Raw genomic sequence first — 17,125 nt, 5'->3', positions numbered from 1 at the left:
AGTATTTCTGAATCCCGTGCCGGTCTTTTCATCGCCTTCGAAGGCGGGGACGGCGCGGGCAAGTCGACACAGGCGTCGCTGCTCACCCAGGCACTGCAGGACGCCGGACGGAGCGTGGTCCGCACCCGCGAACCCGGGGGCACGCCGGTGGGCGAGAAACTGCGCTCGCTGGTCCTGGAACACGGCCACGGCCAGATCGATGCCCGCACCGAAGCCCTCATTTTCGCCGCCTCGCGCGCTGCCCATGTGGACCAGGTGATCCGGCCCGCCCTGGACCGCGGCGACGTCGTAGTCTGTGACCGCTACATCGATTCCTCCGTGGCCTACCAGGGCGCCGGGCGGAATCTGGGTACGGACGCCGTCCGCTCCATCAACGAATGGGCCACCGAAGGCCTGGTTCCGGACCTCACTGTCCTGCTTGACGTGGATCCCGAATCCGGCCGCAGCCGCCGCACGGCCTCCGATGCAGCCGAAGACCGGCTGGAATCGGAACCAGACAGTTTCCACGGCAGTATCCGCCAGGCGTTCCTTGCCCTGGCTGAAGCATCCCCCGGCAGGTACCTGGTCCTGGATGCATCGGCACCCGTGGCGGATCTGGCACAGAAAATCCTGGCGCGGATCGGAGGCCTGCTGCCGTGAGCGTCTGGGATGACCTGCAGGGCCAGGCACCGGTAGTGGAGCAGCTGCGCCGCGCGGCTGCCGAAGAACGCCCGACCCACGCCTGGCTGTTCACCGGTCCGCCCGGTTCCGGCCGTTCCAACGCTGCCCGTGCCTTCGCCGCTGCCCTGTTGTGCGAGGAGCCTGACCCTGCCCTCCGCGGGTGCGGGACGTGCCACTCCTGCCGGACAGCGATGGCCGGTTCCCACGCGGACGTTTCATCCGTGACCACGGAAAAGGTCACCATCAGCATCGAAGAGGCCCGGGAACTGGTGAAGAAGGCCCAGGACAAGCCTTCCACCGGACGCTGGCGTGTGCTGATTGTCGAAGACGCCGACCGTATGCAGGAACGCAGCACAAACGTATTGCTCAAGGCCATCGAAGAACCGCCGCCGCGCACCATCTGGCTGCTGTGTGCCCCCAGCCCCGGGGATGTGCTGGTCACTATCCGGTCCCGCTGCCGCCCGGTGGGGCTGCGCCTTCCGCCGGTTGCCGACGTCGCCGAGCTCCTGGTGCGCCGGGACGGGATTGATCCCCAGGTGGCGCAGGACGCTGCCCGTTCGGCGCAGAGCCATGTAGGAGTTGCCAAACGCCTCGCCACCGACGAAGGGGCACGGCAGCGCCGGGAGAAGATCGTCCGGCTCCCGCTTTCCCTGCGCAGTGTTTCCGGCGCCATGAAGGCCGCGGCGGATTTGGTGGCGCTGGCCGAGGCGGAAGCCGCCAGCTCCTTCGAAGCGCGCGACGCCGAGGAGAAGGCCGCGCTGCTGGCTTCCCTGGGCGCCCCTGAATCAGGAACGCTGCCTCCCTCCATGCGCAGCCAGGTCAAACGCCTGGAAGAGGACCAGGTGCGGCGGGCCAAGCGGTCCAAGAATGACTACTTCGACCGCGCCCTCACTGACCTTCTCTCCTTCTACCGCGACGCCCTGGTGCTCGCGATGGACTCCGGCACCGACCTGGTCAATGAATCCCTTCGGCCGGAGCTCGAAGCCTTCGCCGGGCAGACCACTCCCGAAGCGATCCTGGGCCGGATGGAAGAGATCAACGCGGTGCGGCGCCGGCTGGTCACCACCAACGTCGCCCCGCTGCTGGCCATCGAGGCCATGGCCGTCAGCCTTTTGTGAAGCACCGCACCACCAAGACCACCACCCCGGATCCAGGAGCCGCCGCAATGACCCATGAACGACGCCCTCCCCGGGGCCTGTCCCGCACGCTGCGCCGTGCAGCGGCGGCCGGCACAGCCGCCGTCGTACTGGCTGGCCTGGTGGCCTGCACCCCCGGCGATTCGGAGGCACCCCGGGAGGGAACACAGTCCGCTGCCCCCGAAGTAGTCGGTGAGGTGCCCGAAGACCTCCAGGACTTTTACTCCCAGAAAGTGGTGTGGGAGTCCTGCGAGGACGATTCATTCCTGTGCGCCACGGTGGAAGTACCGCTTGATTACGAAGATCCCGGCAGGCAAAGCATTGAACTCAGCGTGATTCTGGCCGAAGCCGGGGGCACCCCCGAGGGAACAGTACTGGTAAACCCGGGCGGCCCCGGCGGATCCGGCTACGCCACGGTCCGCGATTCGCTGGAAGGAATCACCACCGCCCGGCTGCGCGGCGAGTTCAACATCATGGGCTTCGATCCCCGCGGAGTCGGCAGGTCCACTCCCGTGGACTGCCTCAGCGACAAGGAGGTGGACGAGGCACGCGCCGAAATGACAGACCCGTCCACTCCCGCCGGACTTGAAGAAGCCCGGGCCAGCGCCGCTGAATACGCCGCTGCCTGCGCCGAAACGTCCGGGGAACTCCTCGGCTTCGTGGACACCGAGAGTGCTGCCAGGGACATGGATATCCTGCGCGCCGTGGCCGGGGACCCCAAGCTGAACTACCTCGGTTTCTCCTACGGCACGTACCTCGGAGCCACCTACGCTGAGCTGTTCCCGGAGAAGGTGGGGCGGCTGGTGCTCGACGGCGCCATTGACCCCGCTGCGAGCAACGAAGAGATCACCCTTGGACAGGCGCGTGCGTTTGAACAGGCAATCCGGGCCTACGTGGAAGACTGCCAGACTTCCTCCAACTGCCCGCTGGACGGCACCGTGGACGACGGCGTGCAAACCATCCGTGACCTCATCGCCTCAGTGGAGGCCAGCCCCCTCAGTGCTGCCGACGGCCGCCTGGTCACCGCTGCCACCTTCGTCAGCGGATTCATCCTGCCGCTGTATAACGATGCCAACTGGCCCGCCCTGACGCAGGCGCTCGGATCCGCTCTGCGCGGGGACCCGACTACCATGCTGATGCTGGCGGATCTGGGCGCCGAACGGAACCCCGACGGCACCTACGAGTCCAACTCCTATGAGGTTTTCAGCGCAGTGAACTGCCTGGATTACCCGATGGAAAGCGACCCGGAGCAGATGGCTGCTGACGCCGCCGAACTCGAGGCCGCTTCCCCCACCCTGGGACGGTTCCTCGCCTACGGCGGGCTGACCTGCGAAGCGTGGGCCTACGAGCCGGTGAATGAGCCCCGCCCGCTGACAGCTGAGGGCGCGGCGCCGATCCTCGTGATCGGCACCACCGGAGACCCCGCCACACCGTACGAATGGTCGCAGGCGCTGGCCGGCCAGCTGGACTCCGCTGTCCTGGTCACCTGGGAAGCCGAGGGGCACACCGCCTACGGCCGCGGCAACCAGTGCATTGCCGACGCCGTCGAGGACTACTTCATAGACGGCACCGTCCCCGAGGACGGGCTGGTTTGTTCCTAGGAAGTACAGCCGCGCTGCGGCACCCGGTGCATGCACGGGTGCCGCAGCTTTGCCTCGCTTTTGACCCGGCTGCCTGCGCCGTATAAAGTTATTCCTTGTGGATTCTGGCCGTTACCGGTTAGAGGAAGCCCGCCTCCTTAGCTCAGTTGGTAGAGCGTCTCACTCGTAATGAGAAGGTCGCCAGTTCGATTCTGGCAGGAGGCTCCACCGCAAAGCCCCCGGCACCACCACTGGTCCCGGGGGCTTTGCTGCAGCAGAACCAAGAACTTCCGGGAGCCAAAATCACTACCTTTCGCAAAGCGCTCCGGAAGCACTCCCCCGCCATGCAGACGGCCGGCTACGCCCTCCACGTATTCTTCGGCGTCTGCATCTTCGCCTTCGTTGACGATCCCGTGGCACGCATCATTGCCATCATGCCCGTCGTCTTCGGGCTGATGGGACTCATTCGTGCACTGCGCCGGTTCCTGCTGCGGCGTCGCCCCCGCTGAATGTTCCTCGGGAATTGGGTCCTGCCCCTTCCGGGAACGGCATAAAAGACGAAAAAAGCGGCAGTTGCCCGAGGGCAGCTGCCGCTTTTTCCATTACCAAAGACAGGCCCGCGAAGCTCAAGATTGGCTCAACTAATTCTTCAGGAAACATTGCGCGTCATGCGGGCCGAACTTGAGCGTTTGTTTTGGAGAGCAGCTATATCGTCATACCCATCAGCAAAACAGCAAGCCACGCGGGACATCAGGACCGCAAACTTTTGGGGGTAGAACGTGAACGCATGGAACGCCGGTACCGATGTGTTGGTCAAGCGCTACACGGATGCCCAGCGGGACAGCCACGTTGCAGCCCTCTGCGCTGAATGCGGCCGCCGTCTGGTTCCGGACTGGGCCGATGACAAGCGTCCCTCGGACAAGACCGGTTACTGGGTAATCCGCGGCTACCGCTACCCCGGAGTGCGCTGCTCCACTCACGAGCGCCGGGTCCTTCAGGACTACTACGGCACCCGCTCCGACAAAGGCCAGGTCGTCCGCCAGGTCGCCGGCTCCCGCACGCGGATGTCCGCACCCGCCCGCCGCACCATTCGTCTCTTCGGCACCAAGGTACGGTCCGGAAGCTAGAACTTTCCCCAAAACCGCAGTATCCCCAAGTAATTACTGCACCCAATCGAGCCGCACAGTTGCATGTGTCCGCTCTGACCGCCCGTCCGCGGAAAGAGCCTGGCTCGCCGCCCCGGCTGCCACCCCAATGGTTGCCGGGGCTCGGCTTTTAACGGACGGCAGCCACCGGCTGGAGTTACGGATGGGCGGGACACGTTGTCCCGGAGGAAGAAGGCTTGCTAGTCGGCCTGCGGCCGGCGCAGTTCCAGGAGCGCTTTGATTCGCTCTTCGCCGTCGGGGGAAGGCGTGGCTGCCGCAACGTTGGCTTCTTCGACAGCGCGGACAACTTCATTGCGCTGGATTTTCATTCCGCGGGGTGCATCAATGCCAATTCGGACACCGTCGCCCCGCGAATCGAGCACGGTAATGACAATGTCATCACCGATCAGGATCTGCTCTCCTGATTTCCGCGTTAGCACGAGCATTTAGTCACTCTATCGCAAGCATGCACGGCATTATCGATGCGGCACAGATACTGCACCCGGGATGTCACAGGATTGGCGCGGGCGCAGCGGCGCCGTCGAGCCAGCCAACAGGCAGGCCCAGCGTATTTACCGTCTGCGGCGTCGAAGTACCTTCCAGCCCTTCGACAGCGACTGCGTGGACGAGAGCCGCCGCCCGGACCGCACCTACCCAGGCCGCGGTGTCCTCAGTCTTGCGCCCGGCGTCAACTGCGACCCACAGCTGGTCTGGAGACAACGCCGAGATCAGGGTGGTGTGGCGTGCGATTTCGCTGACGCCGCGGCCGATGCCGTAAGCAAGGAAAATGGGGTGGCCGGCCAGCACCCCGGCCGCGCGGGCAGTGGCCACGGAGCGGCGGTCACCGGCCCGCCCCACACCGCCGCCGTCCACTGCACCGGCCGCGCGAAGCGCCTGGGCACTGAATCCGGCAGCCGCGGCCATGGACTCGCAGACCAGCATGGGGTCCTGCCCCAGCCCTACTACGATCACCAGGTCGCCCGCACCCGCCAGGGGCGAAGGGACCTCCTGCCGCTGGACGGCGTCCCCGGGACCGGGGGAGGAAATTTGCGGGAACTCCACCGGTTCAAGAATCCGGGCCGGTTCAGGTGCGCGGGCAGGTTCAGGTGCGCGGGCAGGCGCGCCGGTGTTCTGTGACAGGTCGGCGATGAGGTCCGCGAAGGCGCTGGTGGCGGTGGAAACGTCCGGCAACGGCGGCGTCCTGGGACTGAGTTTGCTTTCGGCCTCTTCCGCGCTGGCCAGCAGCGCCCCGATGCCGGCCCGGCTGGGCAGGTCCGCCTCCACAGGTGCAGCGCGGCGGCCGCGGGGCGGCAGCTCTACCGTCACCTCGTAGTGGTGGCGGGCGAGGAACCCTCCGATACCTCCGACGGTGACCTTCTCTGCCCCGATGATCCGCGCCCGGGGTCCGTGTTCTGCGAGGACCTTGGCTTTCAGGGCGTCAATGGACGGACCCTCAAGCTGAAATCGTCTCGGTTCCACGGAGCACTCCTACTGTCTCAATGTTCACGTTTGCAGCGGTGGCCTCCTGGTAGGAGAGCACGGGCAGCCCGTTGGTCTGCGCTGCCACGAGGCGCCGGATGGCCGGCCGGAGCGCGGGTGCGCAGACGAGCACCGCCGTGTGGCCCGCGTTCTCCACTGTGGCCACAGTGGACTTAAGTGATCCTATGATGCTTTCGATCCGGGTCGGGTCAAGCAGGATCTGGGTGCCCTGGTCTGAGGGACGCAGGTTCTCGAGCATGGACTGCTCCAGCGAGGGATCGATCATGATCACCCTCAGCACCCCGGAGTTGACGTACTGGGCGGCCAGCGCCGGCCCAAGGGCCTGCCTGGCTGCCTCAACGAGCCCTTCCGGGTCCGGCGAGGCCTTCGCCTTGAGCAGCAGGGATTCGTAGATCCGGGGAAGGTCATTAATTGGAATCTGCTCCGCCAGCAGGCCCTGGAGAACCCGCTGGACCTCAGCCAGCGAGAGCACACCGGGGATGAGTTCATCCACGGCGGAGGGGCTGACCTGTTTGACGCCTTCGGTCAGCACCCGCACGTCCTCACGGGTGAGCAGCCGCGCGGCGTTGGCCGTGATGATTGCCGAAAGGTGGGTGACGAGCACCGAGACCCGGTCGATCACGGTGGCGCCGGCCATTTCCGCGGCATGCCGCATTTCGGTGGGCACCCACTTGCCGGCGAGTCCGAAGACCGGTTCGACGGTCGCGGTGCCGGGCAGGCCGTCCAGGAAGTCGCCCAGTGCCAGGACTTTCCCGGCGGGGGCTTCGCCGCGGCCGGCTTCCACTCCGGCAATACGGATCACGTAGGTGGAGGCCGGAAGGTCAACACTGTCCCGGGTCCGCACCGGGGGTACGACGATGCCCAGTTCCAGGGCGATCTTCCGCCGCAGGGCCCGGACCCGGGCCAGCAGGTCGTCCGAGCCGCCGGTGACAATGTCCACGAGGTCCGGGGAGAGCATCACCTCCAGTGCGTGCACGCGCATCTGTTCGATCAGGTCTTCCGTGGTGTCTGCCGCCGGGGCCGCGGTGAGCTGGGCAACGGGGTCCGCAGCAGCGGCCTCCTCGGCGGCCTGGCGTGCCTTGACGCGCTGGCTGGCGAAGATCAGCAGTGCGCCGATCACGATGAACGGGATCTTCGGCATACCCGGGATCAGTGCCATGACAATCGCTGCTGCGCCGGCGATCATCAGCGCGTTGCGGGACTGGCTCAGCTCGGCGGAAGCAGTGGATGCCATGTCCGATTCGGCATTGGACCGGGTAACGATCATGCCCGTGGAGACTGCCATCAGCAGAGCAGGAATCTGCGTGACCAGACCGTCGCCGATGGTCAGCAGGGTGTAGGTGTTGATCGCTTCCCCGGCGGACATCCCGCGCTGCAGCATGCCGATCGCGATGCCGCCGATGACGTTGATGATGATGATGATCAGGCCGGCGATCGCGTCGCCCTTGACGAACTTTGAGGCGCCGTCCATGGCCCCGTAGAAGTCTGCTTCAGCGGAGACCTCGGCGCGGCGTTCACGGGCCTGGATGTCCGTGATCAGTCCGGCGTTCAGATCCGCGTCAATGGCCATCTGCTTACCCGGCATGGCATCCAGGGTGAACCGTGCCCCGACTTCGGCGACGCGTTCTGCACCCTTGGTGACAACCACGAACTGGATGACAACCAGGATCAGGAAGATTACGGCACCGATGATCAGGGAGCCGCCCACTGCAACGTGTCCAAAGGCCTCGATGACCTGGCCTGCATACCCTTCGCCGAGCACCAGGCGGGTGGACGCGACGTTCAGGCCAAGCCGGAACAGGGTCGCTACCAGCAGCATGGACGGGAAGACGGAGAAGTCCAGGGGCTTCTTCACGAACATGGTGGTCAGCAGGATCACCAGCGCGAGCAGGATGTTGATGATGATCAGCACGTCCAGCATGCCCGCGGGGATGGGGACCACCAACAGCAGGATAATGCCGATCACGCCCACGGGAATGGTGAGCTTCAGGAGGTTGCGGTTCACAGCGGGGCCTTACGGTGTTGTGGGGCGGGGACAGTGGAAGCGGGGTCGGGTGCCATGGTGTGCACCCCGGCGGCGGCGCCGCGGTTCTTCAGGGCCATGACGAAGGCCAGGACCCGGGCGACTGCGTTGTACAGCTCGACCGGTATTTCCTGGCCCAGCTCGCAGGCCGAATGCAGGGCCCGCGCCAGGGGGATGTCGCGGACCATGGGCACGCCCTTGGTCTCGGCTTCTTCACGGATGCGCGCGGCGATCGTGCCGGCACCTTTCGCCGTGACACGCGGTGCGGACTTTCCGGGTTCGTACTTCAGCGCCACGGCCACGTGGGTCGGGTTGAGGAGCACGACGTCGGCGTCCGCTACCGCAGCCATCATGCGGTTTCGGCTCATCGCCAGCTGGCGGGAACGGCGCTGTGACTTGATCAGCGGATCGCCGTCGGTGTTCTTGTTCTCATCCTTGACCTCTTTTTTGGTCATCCGGGTCCTTTTACGGTTCCGGCGCATCACCATCAGGATGTCCGCGCCGGCCAGGGCCAGTCCCGCAGCGACGGCAAACTGAAGCAGCGTGGCCACTCCCCCGCCCGCCTCGGCGATCAGCGCGCTGATGGACATGCCGCCGGCCGTCATCAGCACCGGCATCAGGTTCTGGATGACTGCGTACAGAACGAGCCCGACGACGGCAGTCTTCAGCAGGGCCTTCACGCCGTTCCAGATGGCCTGCCCGCCGAAAACCCGTTTCATGCCCTTGACCACGTCAAACTGTTCGTACTTGCCCTTGAACTTCTTGAAGTGGATGCCGCCCTGCAGTGCTGCAGTGGCCAGCACGGCAACCACCACCACCGAGAGCATGGGCCCAAGGACGTAGGTCAGGCCGCCCAGTCCGTCCTGGAACATCCGCAGTGCGGCCTGCGGGCTGGGGTCAGCCATCAGCGAGTCGACCCGCATGAGGCTTTCAGCGCCTTTGTCTGCGCCGCGGCCAATGGTCGTCGGCATCATGGCTGCCGCCGCACCCACGCCCACCCAGGCGGTGAGGTCATCGGAGCGGGAAAGCTGGCCCTTTTCCCGGACTTCCTTCATCCGTTTTGGGGTGGCGGCTTCTGACCGCTCTCCGGAGTCCTGTTCCGGCATTTATCCCACCCCCGCCAGCGTGCGCACAATCTGGTCCACAAGCACCGAAACCACGCGGGGCAGGGCAACGAACACCACGGATACCAGGGTCAGGGTCAGCAAGATCTTCAGCGGGAAGCCCAGGGCAAAGGCGTTCAACGCCGGCGCAACACGGGTCAGCAGGCCAAGCCCTGCATCCGCCAGGAAGAGCACCACCAGCAGCGGTCCGGCGATCTGCACTGCGGCGATGAACATCTGGGTCACTGCGGTAATCATCGCCTGCGCCGGGTCGGAGAGGTCTATTCCGCCGGCCAGCGGCAGGGCTGAGAAGCTGCGGGCCAGTCCGGAGATGATCATCTGGTACCCGTCGGAGGCAAAGAGCAGGGCCAGCGCCGTGATCTGGAACAGGCGGGTGAACTGGGCACCGTTGACCATTGACTGCGGGTCGAATCCCTGGGCCAGGGAAAAGCCGCCAAAGAGGTCGATCAGCTGACCGGCCGACTGCACTGCCGAAAACACGATGAGGACCAGGAAGCCCAGCACTGCACCAACAACGAATTCAAGGACAAGCCCGGTGATAAAAGCCGCCGTCCCGAGGTTCGAGTAGCCCTCGGAGACCTGCGGGGCCACGGCCAGCGCCAGCCCGATGGCGAGCATCGCCTTTACCCTGCCCGGAAAAGCGTTGTAGGAGAACGGCGGGGCGATGACCAGGAACGCAACCATCCGCACACCGGCCAGCATTACCGCTTCCAGCCAGGCCTGGTCGATGGTGATGGACATGTCATCCTCCGCCGAGCAGCGACGGGATCTTCTCGAACAGCTGCTGCGTGAAGGTGATCATTTCCGTGATCATCCAGTGGCCGCAGACCAGCAGTGCGATGCACACCGCGATCGCCTTCGGCACGAAGGAGAGCGTGATTTCCTGGATCTGCGTGATGGACTGCAGCAGGGAGATCGAGAAACCGACCACCAGGGCGGTCAGCAGCACCGGTGCGGCCAGCTTCGCCGCTACCCAGAGTCCCTGGAGCCCAATGTCCAGGACAGCACTGGTATCCATCAGCCACCGCCCTGGTAGCTGTTCACCAGCGACGTGATAATCAGGCCCCAGCCGTCAACGAGCACAAAAAGCAGGATCTTGAACGGCAGGGAGATCATGACCGGCGGAAGCATCATCATGCCCATGGACATCAGCGCTGCGGAAACCACCAGGTCGATGACCAGGAACGGGATGAAGATAACGAAACCGATAATGAACGCTGCCCGCAGCTCCGAGATCATGAATGCCGGAATCAGTGTCAGCAGCGGCACGGTCTCCGGGCTCTCCGGGTTTGGCTGGCCCGCAGCACGGGTCATCAGTGCAATGTCCTCTTCCCGTGTGTGGGCCAGCATGAACTGCTGCAGCGGCCCGGAACCGGCCCCGAGCGCGTCATTAAAGGTGAACTCGCCGTTGAGGTAGGGCTGGACTGCCAGGTTGTTAATCTCCGTGAGCACCGGCGACATGATGAACAGGGAAAGGAACAGTGCCAGCCCGGCCAGCACCTGGTTCGGCGGAATGGAGGGCAGGGACAGCGCATTGCGGGTCATGGCCAGTACCACGAAAATCTTCGTGAAGGAGGTCATCATCAGCAGCAGGGCCGGAGCGACCGAAAGCAGTGTGATGCCGATGAGGGTGACGACGGCAGTGGACGGGGTCCCGTCAACACCGTTGATGTCTACCGAGAATCCACCGGTCTCCTCCGGATCCCCGGGCTGCGTCGGAGCAGCGGGATCAGCCGGCGCTACCGGATCGAAAGTCGTGGCGTGTCCGGCGGCAGCGCCGGCGAGAAGCAGCACCAGCGTGGCTGCAAGCACGAACAGTGCCGTGAGCAGGTAACGGCGGGGACCGCCGGACGCCTTCGAGGCTGCAGAGCCGCAAAAGGGCTCGGTAATAGCGGGACCTGTCGCGGGCATTACTCGGTCCGTCCGCGGCGGAGGAAGGCTGCGCCCTGCCGCCAGGTATCAGGAGAGAGAATCGAACCGTTCAGCATGGAGGCTGCGCCCTCCGGGGCGGCGCGCCGCGTATCGCGGCGGCGCGGCAGCCCGCCGTCGTCCGTTCCCGGAACAGGCACGCCGGAGGCGTCCTGGAGCGAGGCGGCAAACCCGGCGTCGGGCGCAGGCGGAGCCTCGGAGGTGTGGAGAACGTTCACGTTGGCCTCGGTGACTCCGAGGAGGAAGCGCTGGCCGCCGGTTTCCAGAACCACGACTGAAGCCTTGGGACTGATGGCCTGCCGGCTCAGCACCCGGACGGGCGCTTCGACGCCGGAGGAGGCACGTCCCCGAACCAGCCGGCGCTGGAGCCACCACAGGAGCCCCAGGACCACACCGAGCGATACCAGGACCCGCAGCGCCATGACTGCGGAATCATCCATTTAGCCCAGGCCCTCAGCTACATCCAGGATCTTGGTGATGCGGACGGCGTAGTCCTGGTCGACGACGACGATCTCGCCGTTGGCGATCAGCCGGCCGTTGAGCAGGATGTCTGCCGGAGCGCCGGCGGAACGGTCAAGTTCCACTACGCGGCCCGGTTCGAGGTTCAGGACGTCACGCACCGCCATGCGGGTGCGGCCGATTTCGACGGTCAGCGCCATTTCGACGTTGTTGATACGGCCAAGCTTGCCGACCACGGACTGGGCGGCCGTGCTGCCGTTTTCACCGGAGCGCACGCGCACCGCGAACCAGCCGGCGGTGCCTTCGGGCCCGCGCAGCTCAAATACGGAGGCGTCCATGTGGCTGAACAGGGCAGAGGCATCCTCCGTCCGGGCGTCACCGAGCACACCGGCGCCCAAAGTGGCGCTGGCTGCTTCCAGTGCAGGGCGCAGCACGTCGGCTGCGGAAACCACGGGGGAATCGGTTCCGGCGACGTCAGAGACGCTGCCCGCTGCGGACAGCAGTACAACGGCCAGGTCAGCGGAGACAGATCCGACGAAGGAGGCAGTGACGGCCTGCGTCATCGCTTCCAGCGGAAGACCCAGCGAAGAGTGCGGGGCGGGCTGGAGCGGAGCCGGGGTGGGCAGCAGGCCAACCAGGGCTGCTGCGGCTTCGGCGTGCTGGGCCAGGGTGGTGCTCATTAGATGTTCTCCTCGGTGCTTACGATCACTCCGGCCAGACGGGAGCCGCTGGCCCCCACCGCGGCTTGGGCCAGCGTCTGGCCGTCGACTGTGACATTCAGGGGTCGGTGCTGCGGATGTTCAAGGCTTAGGACGTCCCCCACGGAGAGCTCCAGCACCTTGCTGGGCTTCACCATTACGGGGTTCAGCTGCAGGGAGACGTCCACCGGCAGGTTGGCCAGCTGCTCGGTAATGAGTTCGGCCGGGGTCGCGTCCGAAAGGTTCGGACGGACAGGACCCAGCTGGGGCAGGATCGCTTCGGCGGGCAGGGCGACGGTGGCGGGAGCGACGGCGTCGCCCACCACCATCTCGAAACGGGCCACGATCATCGGCACTGTGGAGCCTGCTGCCTGGGCAAACTGCGAGTTGTACTGGATCGAAGACGGGGAGAGCGGAGCGGCCAGGAGGCTGCCGAGCGCGTAGTGGAGGTCTTCCAGTGCCTCGTCCATGATCCGGCCCAGGAGCGCCTGCTCAATGTGGGTCAGCTTCCGCTCCGGGGCGGGCTGGTTGCCGCTGCCGCCGAGCATGTGCCGGACCCAGGACAGCGCTGCAGCCATCGGGAACTGGATGACGGCCTTCGCGGAGATGTTCGGCATTGAAAAAAGAACCATGCCGGTGTTCTCGGGAAGTGTCGCAACGTACTCGTCGTACGTCATGGTCTGTACCTGCTCGGAGGTGACCTGGGACAGGACCCTCACCTTGGCTGTCAGCTGGGTGCCCCACTGGCGTCCGAAGGTATCGAAAGCCAGCTCCAGGACCCGGGCATGCTCGCGGGCAAGCGTCGTGGGCCGGCGGAAGTCATAGACTTCCACCTGCCGGGGGGATTTGGGGGGCATGCCAAGGGGTACATCTTGCTGGACCGTCACGCAGGGAACTATCGGTTACGGCCACCGCTTGGTTAGTGGTTGGACGCGGGCAAGATTTCCTGCCCGGCATCCTCTCCGCCACCTGGCGCAGAGGGCTCAGCAGGGAACACAATCTCCCCGTTGACGACCCCGGGCATCAGCTGCCGCACTGCCTCGGACTGTCCCGAGAGCACCACGATGTCCACCCGGCGGTTCTGCGCCAGTTCCGCCGCGGTGCCGCCGGCAGTGAGTGGCCGCGATTCTCCGTAGCCAACAGCCTTGATCCGGCTGTAGTCGATTCCGCCGGACTCCATCAGGTACCGGAGCACGTTGACGGAACGTGAAGATGAAAGCTCCCAGTCCAGTGCGGAGTCCGTGAACTGCCGCACCTGGGCGGTGTGGCCTTCCACCGAAAGGTCATAGCTGGTGGGCTGCAGGATGGGGCCAATAACGTTCAGGACGTCCAGCGCCTGCGGCGTGAGGTCGGACAGATCCGGCTCGAAGAACATCTCAGAGCTGACCAGGCGGATGGTCAGGCCGCGTTCATCGATTTCAAAACGGACATCGTCCTGGAGCCCCTTGTCTTCCAGACCGTGCTGCAGTCGGTCCCGCAGCTCGGTCAGGTCCTGGACTTCCATGGCCGCGAGCATGGCCAGGTCTGCGTCCGGGTCCAGGATCTCTTCGTCCTCCACCATGGCAGGGGGAACCACCACGCCCTTGGCGGTATCAACGGTGTTGCTTTCCACCTGGCCGAATCCTGTGGCGAGGGAGGCCTTCAGCTGCTCGAACTTTGCCTGGTCCACCGTGGACATTGCGAAGAGCACAATGAACATACACATCAGTACTGTGACCATGTCCATGTAGGAAGCCATCCAGCGTTCGTCCGGGTGGCTTTCTTCCTCGTCCCGGCTGCGGCGGCGGCGGTTGGGCGTGCTCATGCCGCTTCGCTGGTCTCGCGGGCCGGAGCGTTCAGTTCGTGGGCGGGGACCATGGCACGAAGGCGCTCACCGAGCAGCCGCGGCTGGCTGCCGGCCTGCAGGGCCAGCACGCCTTCCATGAGGAGCGTCATCTGTTCGACTTCAAGGTCGCTGAGCCGCTTGAGGCGGGCGCTGATCGGCAGCCAGATGAAGTTGGCTGACAACAGGCCCCACAGGGTCGCCACGAAGGCGGTGGCAATCATTGGGCCCAGCGTCGCGGGAGTTGAGAGGTTCTCCAGGACGTGGGTAAGGGAGACCACCGTGCCAATGATGCCGATGGTCGGAGCGTAACCGCCCAGGCTGTTGAAGAACTTGACGGCCACCTTGTCGCTGGAAGCCTTGGTGTTGATCTCGTCTTCGAGCAGGATCCGCAGTTCTTCACCGTCTGTTCCGTCGGCGATGTTCTGCAGTGCCACGCGCAGGAACGGGTCGTCCACCTCAGCGGCATCTCGTTCAAGGGACAGCAGGCCCTCGGAGCGGGCCTTTTCAGCCAGCGCCACCACGTTGTCGATGGTTTCCTGGGGCTTGGGCTTTTTGCCCATAAAGGCGCGGGGAAGTGACTTGAAGGAGAAGATGAAGTCCTTCAGCGTGCCGCCGGCCAGTCCCACCGCGAGCGTGGCACCAAAGACCAGGATCATCGGCGCCGGGAGCAGGATGGAGGTAAGGTGCGCGCCTTCGAGGGTGATCATCGCGAAGAGCGCACCGAACGCGAGGACTAAGCCGATGATTGTTGCCGGATCCATTATTTGTTCCTCGGACGAAGGGGCACGGTCTTGGTAATGCTGTCGCTCGCTGCCGGCGTCCCCCCGGCGCCTGCATCCGGCACCAGTCCAAGTCCTGTTCCCGGCCGCAGCGGGACCTGCGGAAGATCGCGGGCCATGGAAATTACCCTGGCCCGGAACTGGGCGATCAGGGCAATCACTTCGTCCAGGGACTCAGTGACGATGTACTTGGCTCCGTCCACCATCACCAGGGTGGTGTCCGGATTGGAGTGGATGCGTTCAATCAGGTCAGGGTTGATGGCAAACTGAGCGTCGTTCAGTCGCGTAAGAACAATCATGTGCCCGTCCCGGTTGCAGCGTCCGGCTTGGCTAAGCCGTCACCCATACTTTCGGCAGACGGCCGGTATCGGTAAGCAAACCGGGGCTCCGGCCCGGGTCCCGTTCCTAGTGGGAGGGCTGCTGGGCAAACGCAGCAGACCCCCGCACGCCGGTGCGGGGGTCTGCTGTTGCTGCTGGTGCGGGCTAGCGCTTGAGGTTGGTCAGTTCCTGCAGCACTTCATCCGAGGTGGTGATGATTCGGGCATTGGCCTGGAATCCGCGCTGGGCGACGATCAGGTTGGTGAATTCCTGGGAGAGGTCCACGTTGGACATTTCCAGCGAACCGGCGATGGCGTTGCCCATGCCGGGGTCGCCCGGTCCGCCCAGGACCGGGTTGCCGGAGTTCACGGTGGCGGTGTAGCCGGAGTTGCCGGCCTTCTCCAGGCCGGCGGGGTTGGCGAAGGTAGCGACGGCGATGCGGGCCAGGGACTGCTTGGCGCCGTTGGTGAAGGAACCGATGATGGTTCCGTCCTTGGAGATGGAGAAGGACTCCAGGGTTCCTGCGGCGCGGCCGTCCTGGCCGGTGACCGATGCGGTGCTGACGCCGGCGTAGCTGGTGAGGCCGGTGAGGTCCACGGCGACGTTACCGGAAGGACCGGCAACCGTCAGCGCAGCAGGGTTGCCGGCAGCCTGGGTGCCGTTATTGAACGCGAGTGAAACGGTAGTTGCGCCCGGTGCAGACACATCCCAGCCACCCGCGGTGCGGGTGAAGGTCAGGGATACAACAGTGGCGTTGCCGTTGGCGTCGTAGACGTCCATGTCCCGGACGATCGTCCCGGCTGCCACGGCCGGCACGGCAGTTGGATTTGCAGGCAGCGTCTCGGAGGGAAGGTTGCCGCCCATCGTGGCGTTTCGCGTGGCAACGGCCGGGGCGATAGCGCCGTCGGGCAGGGCCACGTTGCCCACGGCACCGCCGGTGTTGATGACGCCGTTCACGCCCGTCCAGCCCTGGACGATCTTGCCGTCCGTGGTGACCAGGCGGCCGTCAGCGTCGAGGTCGAAGGCACCTGCACGGGTGTACGTGGTCTGGTTGCCCGCCTTGGTCACGAAATAGCCGTCACCGGAGATCATCATGTCCGTGGCGCGGCCGGTCGACTGGGCCGAACCCTGCGTGAAGTTGGTGGTGATGCCGGAGACCAGCACACCCAGGCCCACCTGCGCCGGATTTCCGCCGCCGTTGTTGGCACCGGGCGCGGTGGCGCCCTGTGTCAGCTGGGACAGGGTGTCCTGGAACTGGACTGCGGTGGCCTTGTAGCCGGTGGTGTTCACGTTGGCGATGTTGTTGCCGGTGACATCCAGCATGGTCTGGTGCGAACGGAGTCCGGAAATTCCGGAGTACAGGGAGCGGAGCATGGGAAACGCCTTTCAGCTGATGGGTCTGGAAGCTTGTAAAACCTGAGATACCGGGAGTGCAGGGACCGGCGGCAGCCGGGTTACGCCGTCGTGCCCGGGTTGCCGGAGCCGTCGCCGGATCCGGTGTCCGCACCGTCACCCGGTGCCGGTGCCGGGACGCCTGGAGCCACTACTCCGGAGATGGCGTCAAGGAGGACATCCACACCACTAACGCTCACTGTCGGCACTCCGTAGAGATACGAAACCGAATTCGCGGTACCGGTTACTGATTCCCCGGCTTCGTTGGTGTAGGTGACGGTCTGGCCGATCAGGCCCGCTGCGGCCATGCGCATTTGCAGGGAGAAGTTCTCCTCGCTCATGGTGGCCATGTTGGTGAGCTGTTCCATGGTGGCCAGCTGCGTGGTCTGGCCGATCATTTCGTTGGTGTCCATGGGCGAGCTGGGATCCTGGTTGCGCAGCTGGGTGACCAGCAGGGTCAGGAACAGCTCGCTGTCCATGACCTGCTTGGGTGCGCGGACGGCCTGCGCGTCGGCGGCCCCGCTGGTTGGTGCTATTGCTTCTACCGGCATGGGTGG

20 protein-coding genes and 1 tRNA gene are annotated in these 17,125 nt (G+C 65.2%); 6 read left to right on the top strand and 15 right to left on the bottom strand.

The genetic code is table 11. From position 1 onward, the window contains the following. Positions 1 to 3 precede the first annotated feature (3 nt). From tmk to AO716_RS10065, 6 genes are all read left to right on the top strand, one after another. Positions 4 to 639: a dTMP kinase gene (gene tmk, locus AO716_RS10090; protein WP_055242108.1), complete on the top strand. Its 636-nt coding sequence runs from the start codon at positions 4 to 6 to the stop codon at positions 637 to 639. Beyond that, entirely contained in the window at positions 636 to 1,778 is a 1,143-nt protein-coding gene (locus AO716_RS10085) for a DNA polymerase III subunit delta' (protein WP_055240746.1), read from the top strand. Before tmk ends, AO716_RS10085 begins: the two co-directional genes overlap by 4 nt. Positions 1,779 to 1,825: 47 nt before the next feature. After that, on the top strand, positions 1,826 to 3,397 hold the full coding sequence (locus AO716_RS10080; protein ID WP_055240745.1) for an alpha/beta hydrolase: 1,572 nt from the start codon (positions 1,826 to 1,828) through the stop codon (positions 3,395 to 3,397). A gap of 131 nt (positions 3,398 to 3,528) precedes the next feature. Continuing rightward, positions 3,529 to 3,604, top strand: a tRNA-Thr gene (locus tag AO716_RS10075). Positions 3,605 to 3,720: 116 nt separating this feature from the next. Next, complete coding sequence (locus AO716_RS17455) at positions 3,721 to 3,885, top strand: hypothetical protein (protein WP_160317924.1); 165 nt, start codon at positions 3,721 to 3,723, stop codon at positions 3,883 to 3,885. 270 nt (positions 3,886 to 4,155) lie between these two features. Beyond that, on the top strand, positions 4,156 to 4,503 hold the full coding sequence (locus AO716_RS10065; protein WP_055240743.1) for a hypothetical protein: 348 nt from the start codon (positions 4,156 to 4,158) through the stop codon (positions 4,501 to 4,503). A 218-nt stretch (positions 4,504 to 4,721) separates the two neighbouring features. On the opposite strand, the gene AO716_RS10060 is transcribed toward AO716_RS10065, so the two are convergent. From AO716_RS10060 to AO716_RS09990, 15 genes are all read right to left on the bottom strand, one after another. Then, positions 4,722 to 4,967, bottom strand: a complete 246-nt coding sequence (locus tag AO716_RS10060; protein WP_055240742.1) for a carbon storage regulator — start codon at positions 4,965 to 4,967, stop codon at positions 4,722 to 4,724. 64 nt (positions 4,968 to 5,031) lie between these two features. Then, the gene (locus tag AO716_RS10055; RefSeq protein ID WP_055240741.1) at positions 5,032 to 6,000 is read right to left on the bottom strand and encodes a hypothetical protein; all 969 of its coding nucleotides are present in this window, start codon (positions 5,998 to 6,000) and stop codon (positions 5,032 to 5,034) included. Then, positions 5,975 to 8,026, bottom strand: coding sequence for a flagellar biosynthesis protein FlhA (locus AO716_RS10050; protein ID WP_055240740.1), 2,052 nt, complete (start codon positions 8,024 to 8,026; stop codon positions 5,975 to 5,977). The genes AO716_RS10055 and AO716_RS10050 overlap by 26 nt, the downstream gene beginning before the upstream one ends. Next, entirely contained in the window at positions 8,023 to 9,150 is a 1,128-nt protein-coding gene (locus AO716_RS10045; RefSeq protein WP_055240739.1) for a flagellar biosynthesis protein FlhB, read from the bottom strand. The genes AO716_RS10050 and AO716_RS10045 overlap by 4 nt, the downstream gene beginning before the upstream one ends. Further along, positions 9,151 to 9,909, bottom strand: coding sequence for a flagellar biosynthetic protein FliR (locus tag AO716_RS10040; protein WP_055240738.1), 759 nt, complete (start codon positions 9,907 to 9,909; stop codon positions 9,151 to 9,153). A gap of 1 nt (position 9,910) precedes the next feature. Then, on the bottom strand, positions 9,911 to 10,186 hold the full coding sequence (fliQ, locus tag AO716_RS10035) for a flagellar biosynthesis protein FliQ (protein WP_055240737.1): 276 nt from the start codon (positions 10,184 to 10,186) through the stop codon (positions 9,911 to 9,913). Continuing rightward, entirely contained in the window at positions 10,186 to 11,079 is an 894-nt protein-coding gene (gene fliP, locus AO716_RS10030; protein ID WP_082413481.1) for a flagellar type III secretion system pore protein FliP, read from the bottom strand. The genes fliQ and fliP overlap by 1 nt, the downstream gene beginning before the upstream one ends. After that, positions 11,079 to 11,537, bottom strand: a complete 459-nt coding sequence (locus tag AO716_RS10025) for a FliO/MopB family protein (RefSeq protein WP_055240736.1) — start codon at positions 11,535 to 11,537, stop codon at positions 11,079 to 11,081. The genes fliP and AO716_RS10025 overlap by 1 nt, the downstream gene beginning before the upstream one ends. Further along, on the bottom strand, positions 11,538 to 12,236 hold the full coding sequence (gene fliN, locus AO716_RS10020; protein ID WP_055240735.1) for a flagellar motor switch protein FliN: 699 nt from the start codon (positions 12,234 to 12,236) through the stop codon (positions 11,538 to 11,540). Next, on the bottom strand, positions 12,236 to 13,111 hold the full coding sequence (locus AO716_RS10015; protein ID WP_055240734.1) for a flagellar motor switch protein FliM: 876 nt from the start codon (positions 13,109 to 13,111) through the stop codon (positions 12,236 to 12,238). Before AO716_RS10015 ends, fliN begins: the two co-directional genes overlap by 1 nt. 62 nt (positions 13,112 to 13,173) lie before the next feature. After that, positions 13,174 to 14,058, bottom strand: coding sequence for a flagellar motor protein MotB (locus AO716_RS10010; protein ID WP_082413480.1), 885 nt, complete (start codon positions 14,056 to 14,058; stop codon positions 13,174 to 13,176). Continuing rightward, a complete protein-coding gene (locus tag AO716_RS10005; RefSeq protein ID WP_055240733.1) occupies positions 14,055 to 14,840 on the bottom strand; it encodes a motility protein A in 786 nt (261 codons plus the stop codon). The genes AO716_RS10010 and AO716_RS10005 overlap by 4 nt, the downstream gene beginning before the upstream one ends. Then, on the bottom strand, positions 14,840 to 15,157 hold the full coding sequence (locus tag AO716_RS10000; RefSeq protein ID WP_055240732.1) for a flagellar FlbD family protein: 318 nt from the start codon (positions 15,155 to 15,157) through the stop codon (positions 14,840 to 14,842). The genes AO716_RS10005 and AO716_RS10000 overlap by 1 nt, the downstream gene beginning before the upstream one ends. Positions 15,158 to 15,341: 184 nt before the next feature. Continuing rightward, positions 15,342 to 16,550, bottom strand: a complete 1,209-nt coding sequence (locus AO716_RS09995; RefSeq protein WP_055240731.1) for a flagellar hook protein FlgE — start codon at positions 16,548 to 16,550, stop codon at positions 15,342 to 15,344. An 80-nt stretch (positions 16,551 to 16,630) separates the two neighbouring features. Continuing rightward, positions 16,631 to 17,119: a flagellar hook assembly protein FlgD gene (locus tag AO716_RS09990; protein ID WP_082413479.1), complete on the bottom strand. Its 489-nt coding sequence runs from the start codon at positions 17,117 to 17,119 to the stop codon at positions 16,631 to 16,633. Positions 17,120 to 17,125: the final 6 nt, after the last annotated feature.

Source organism: Arthrobacter sp. Edens01, assembly GCF_001307035.1.
Taxonomy (GTDB): domain Bacteria; phylum Actinomycetota; class Actinomycetes; order Actinomycetales; family Micrococcaceae; genus Arthrobacter_B.
This window is presented reverse-complemented; position numbering and strand designations above follow the sequence as displayed.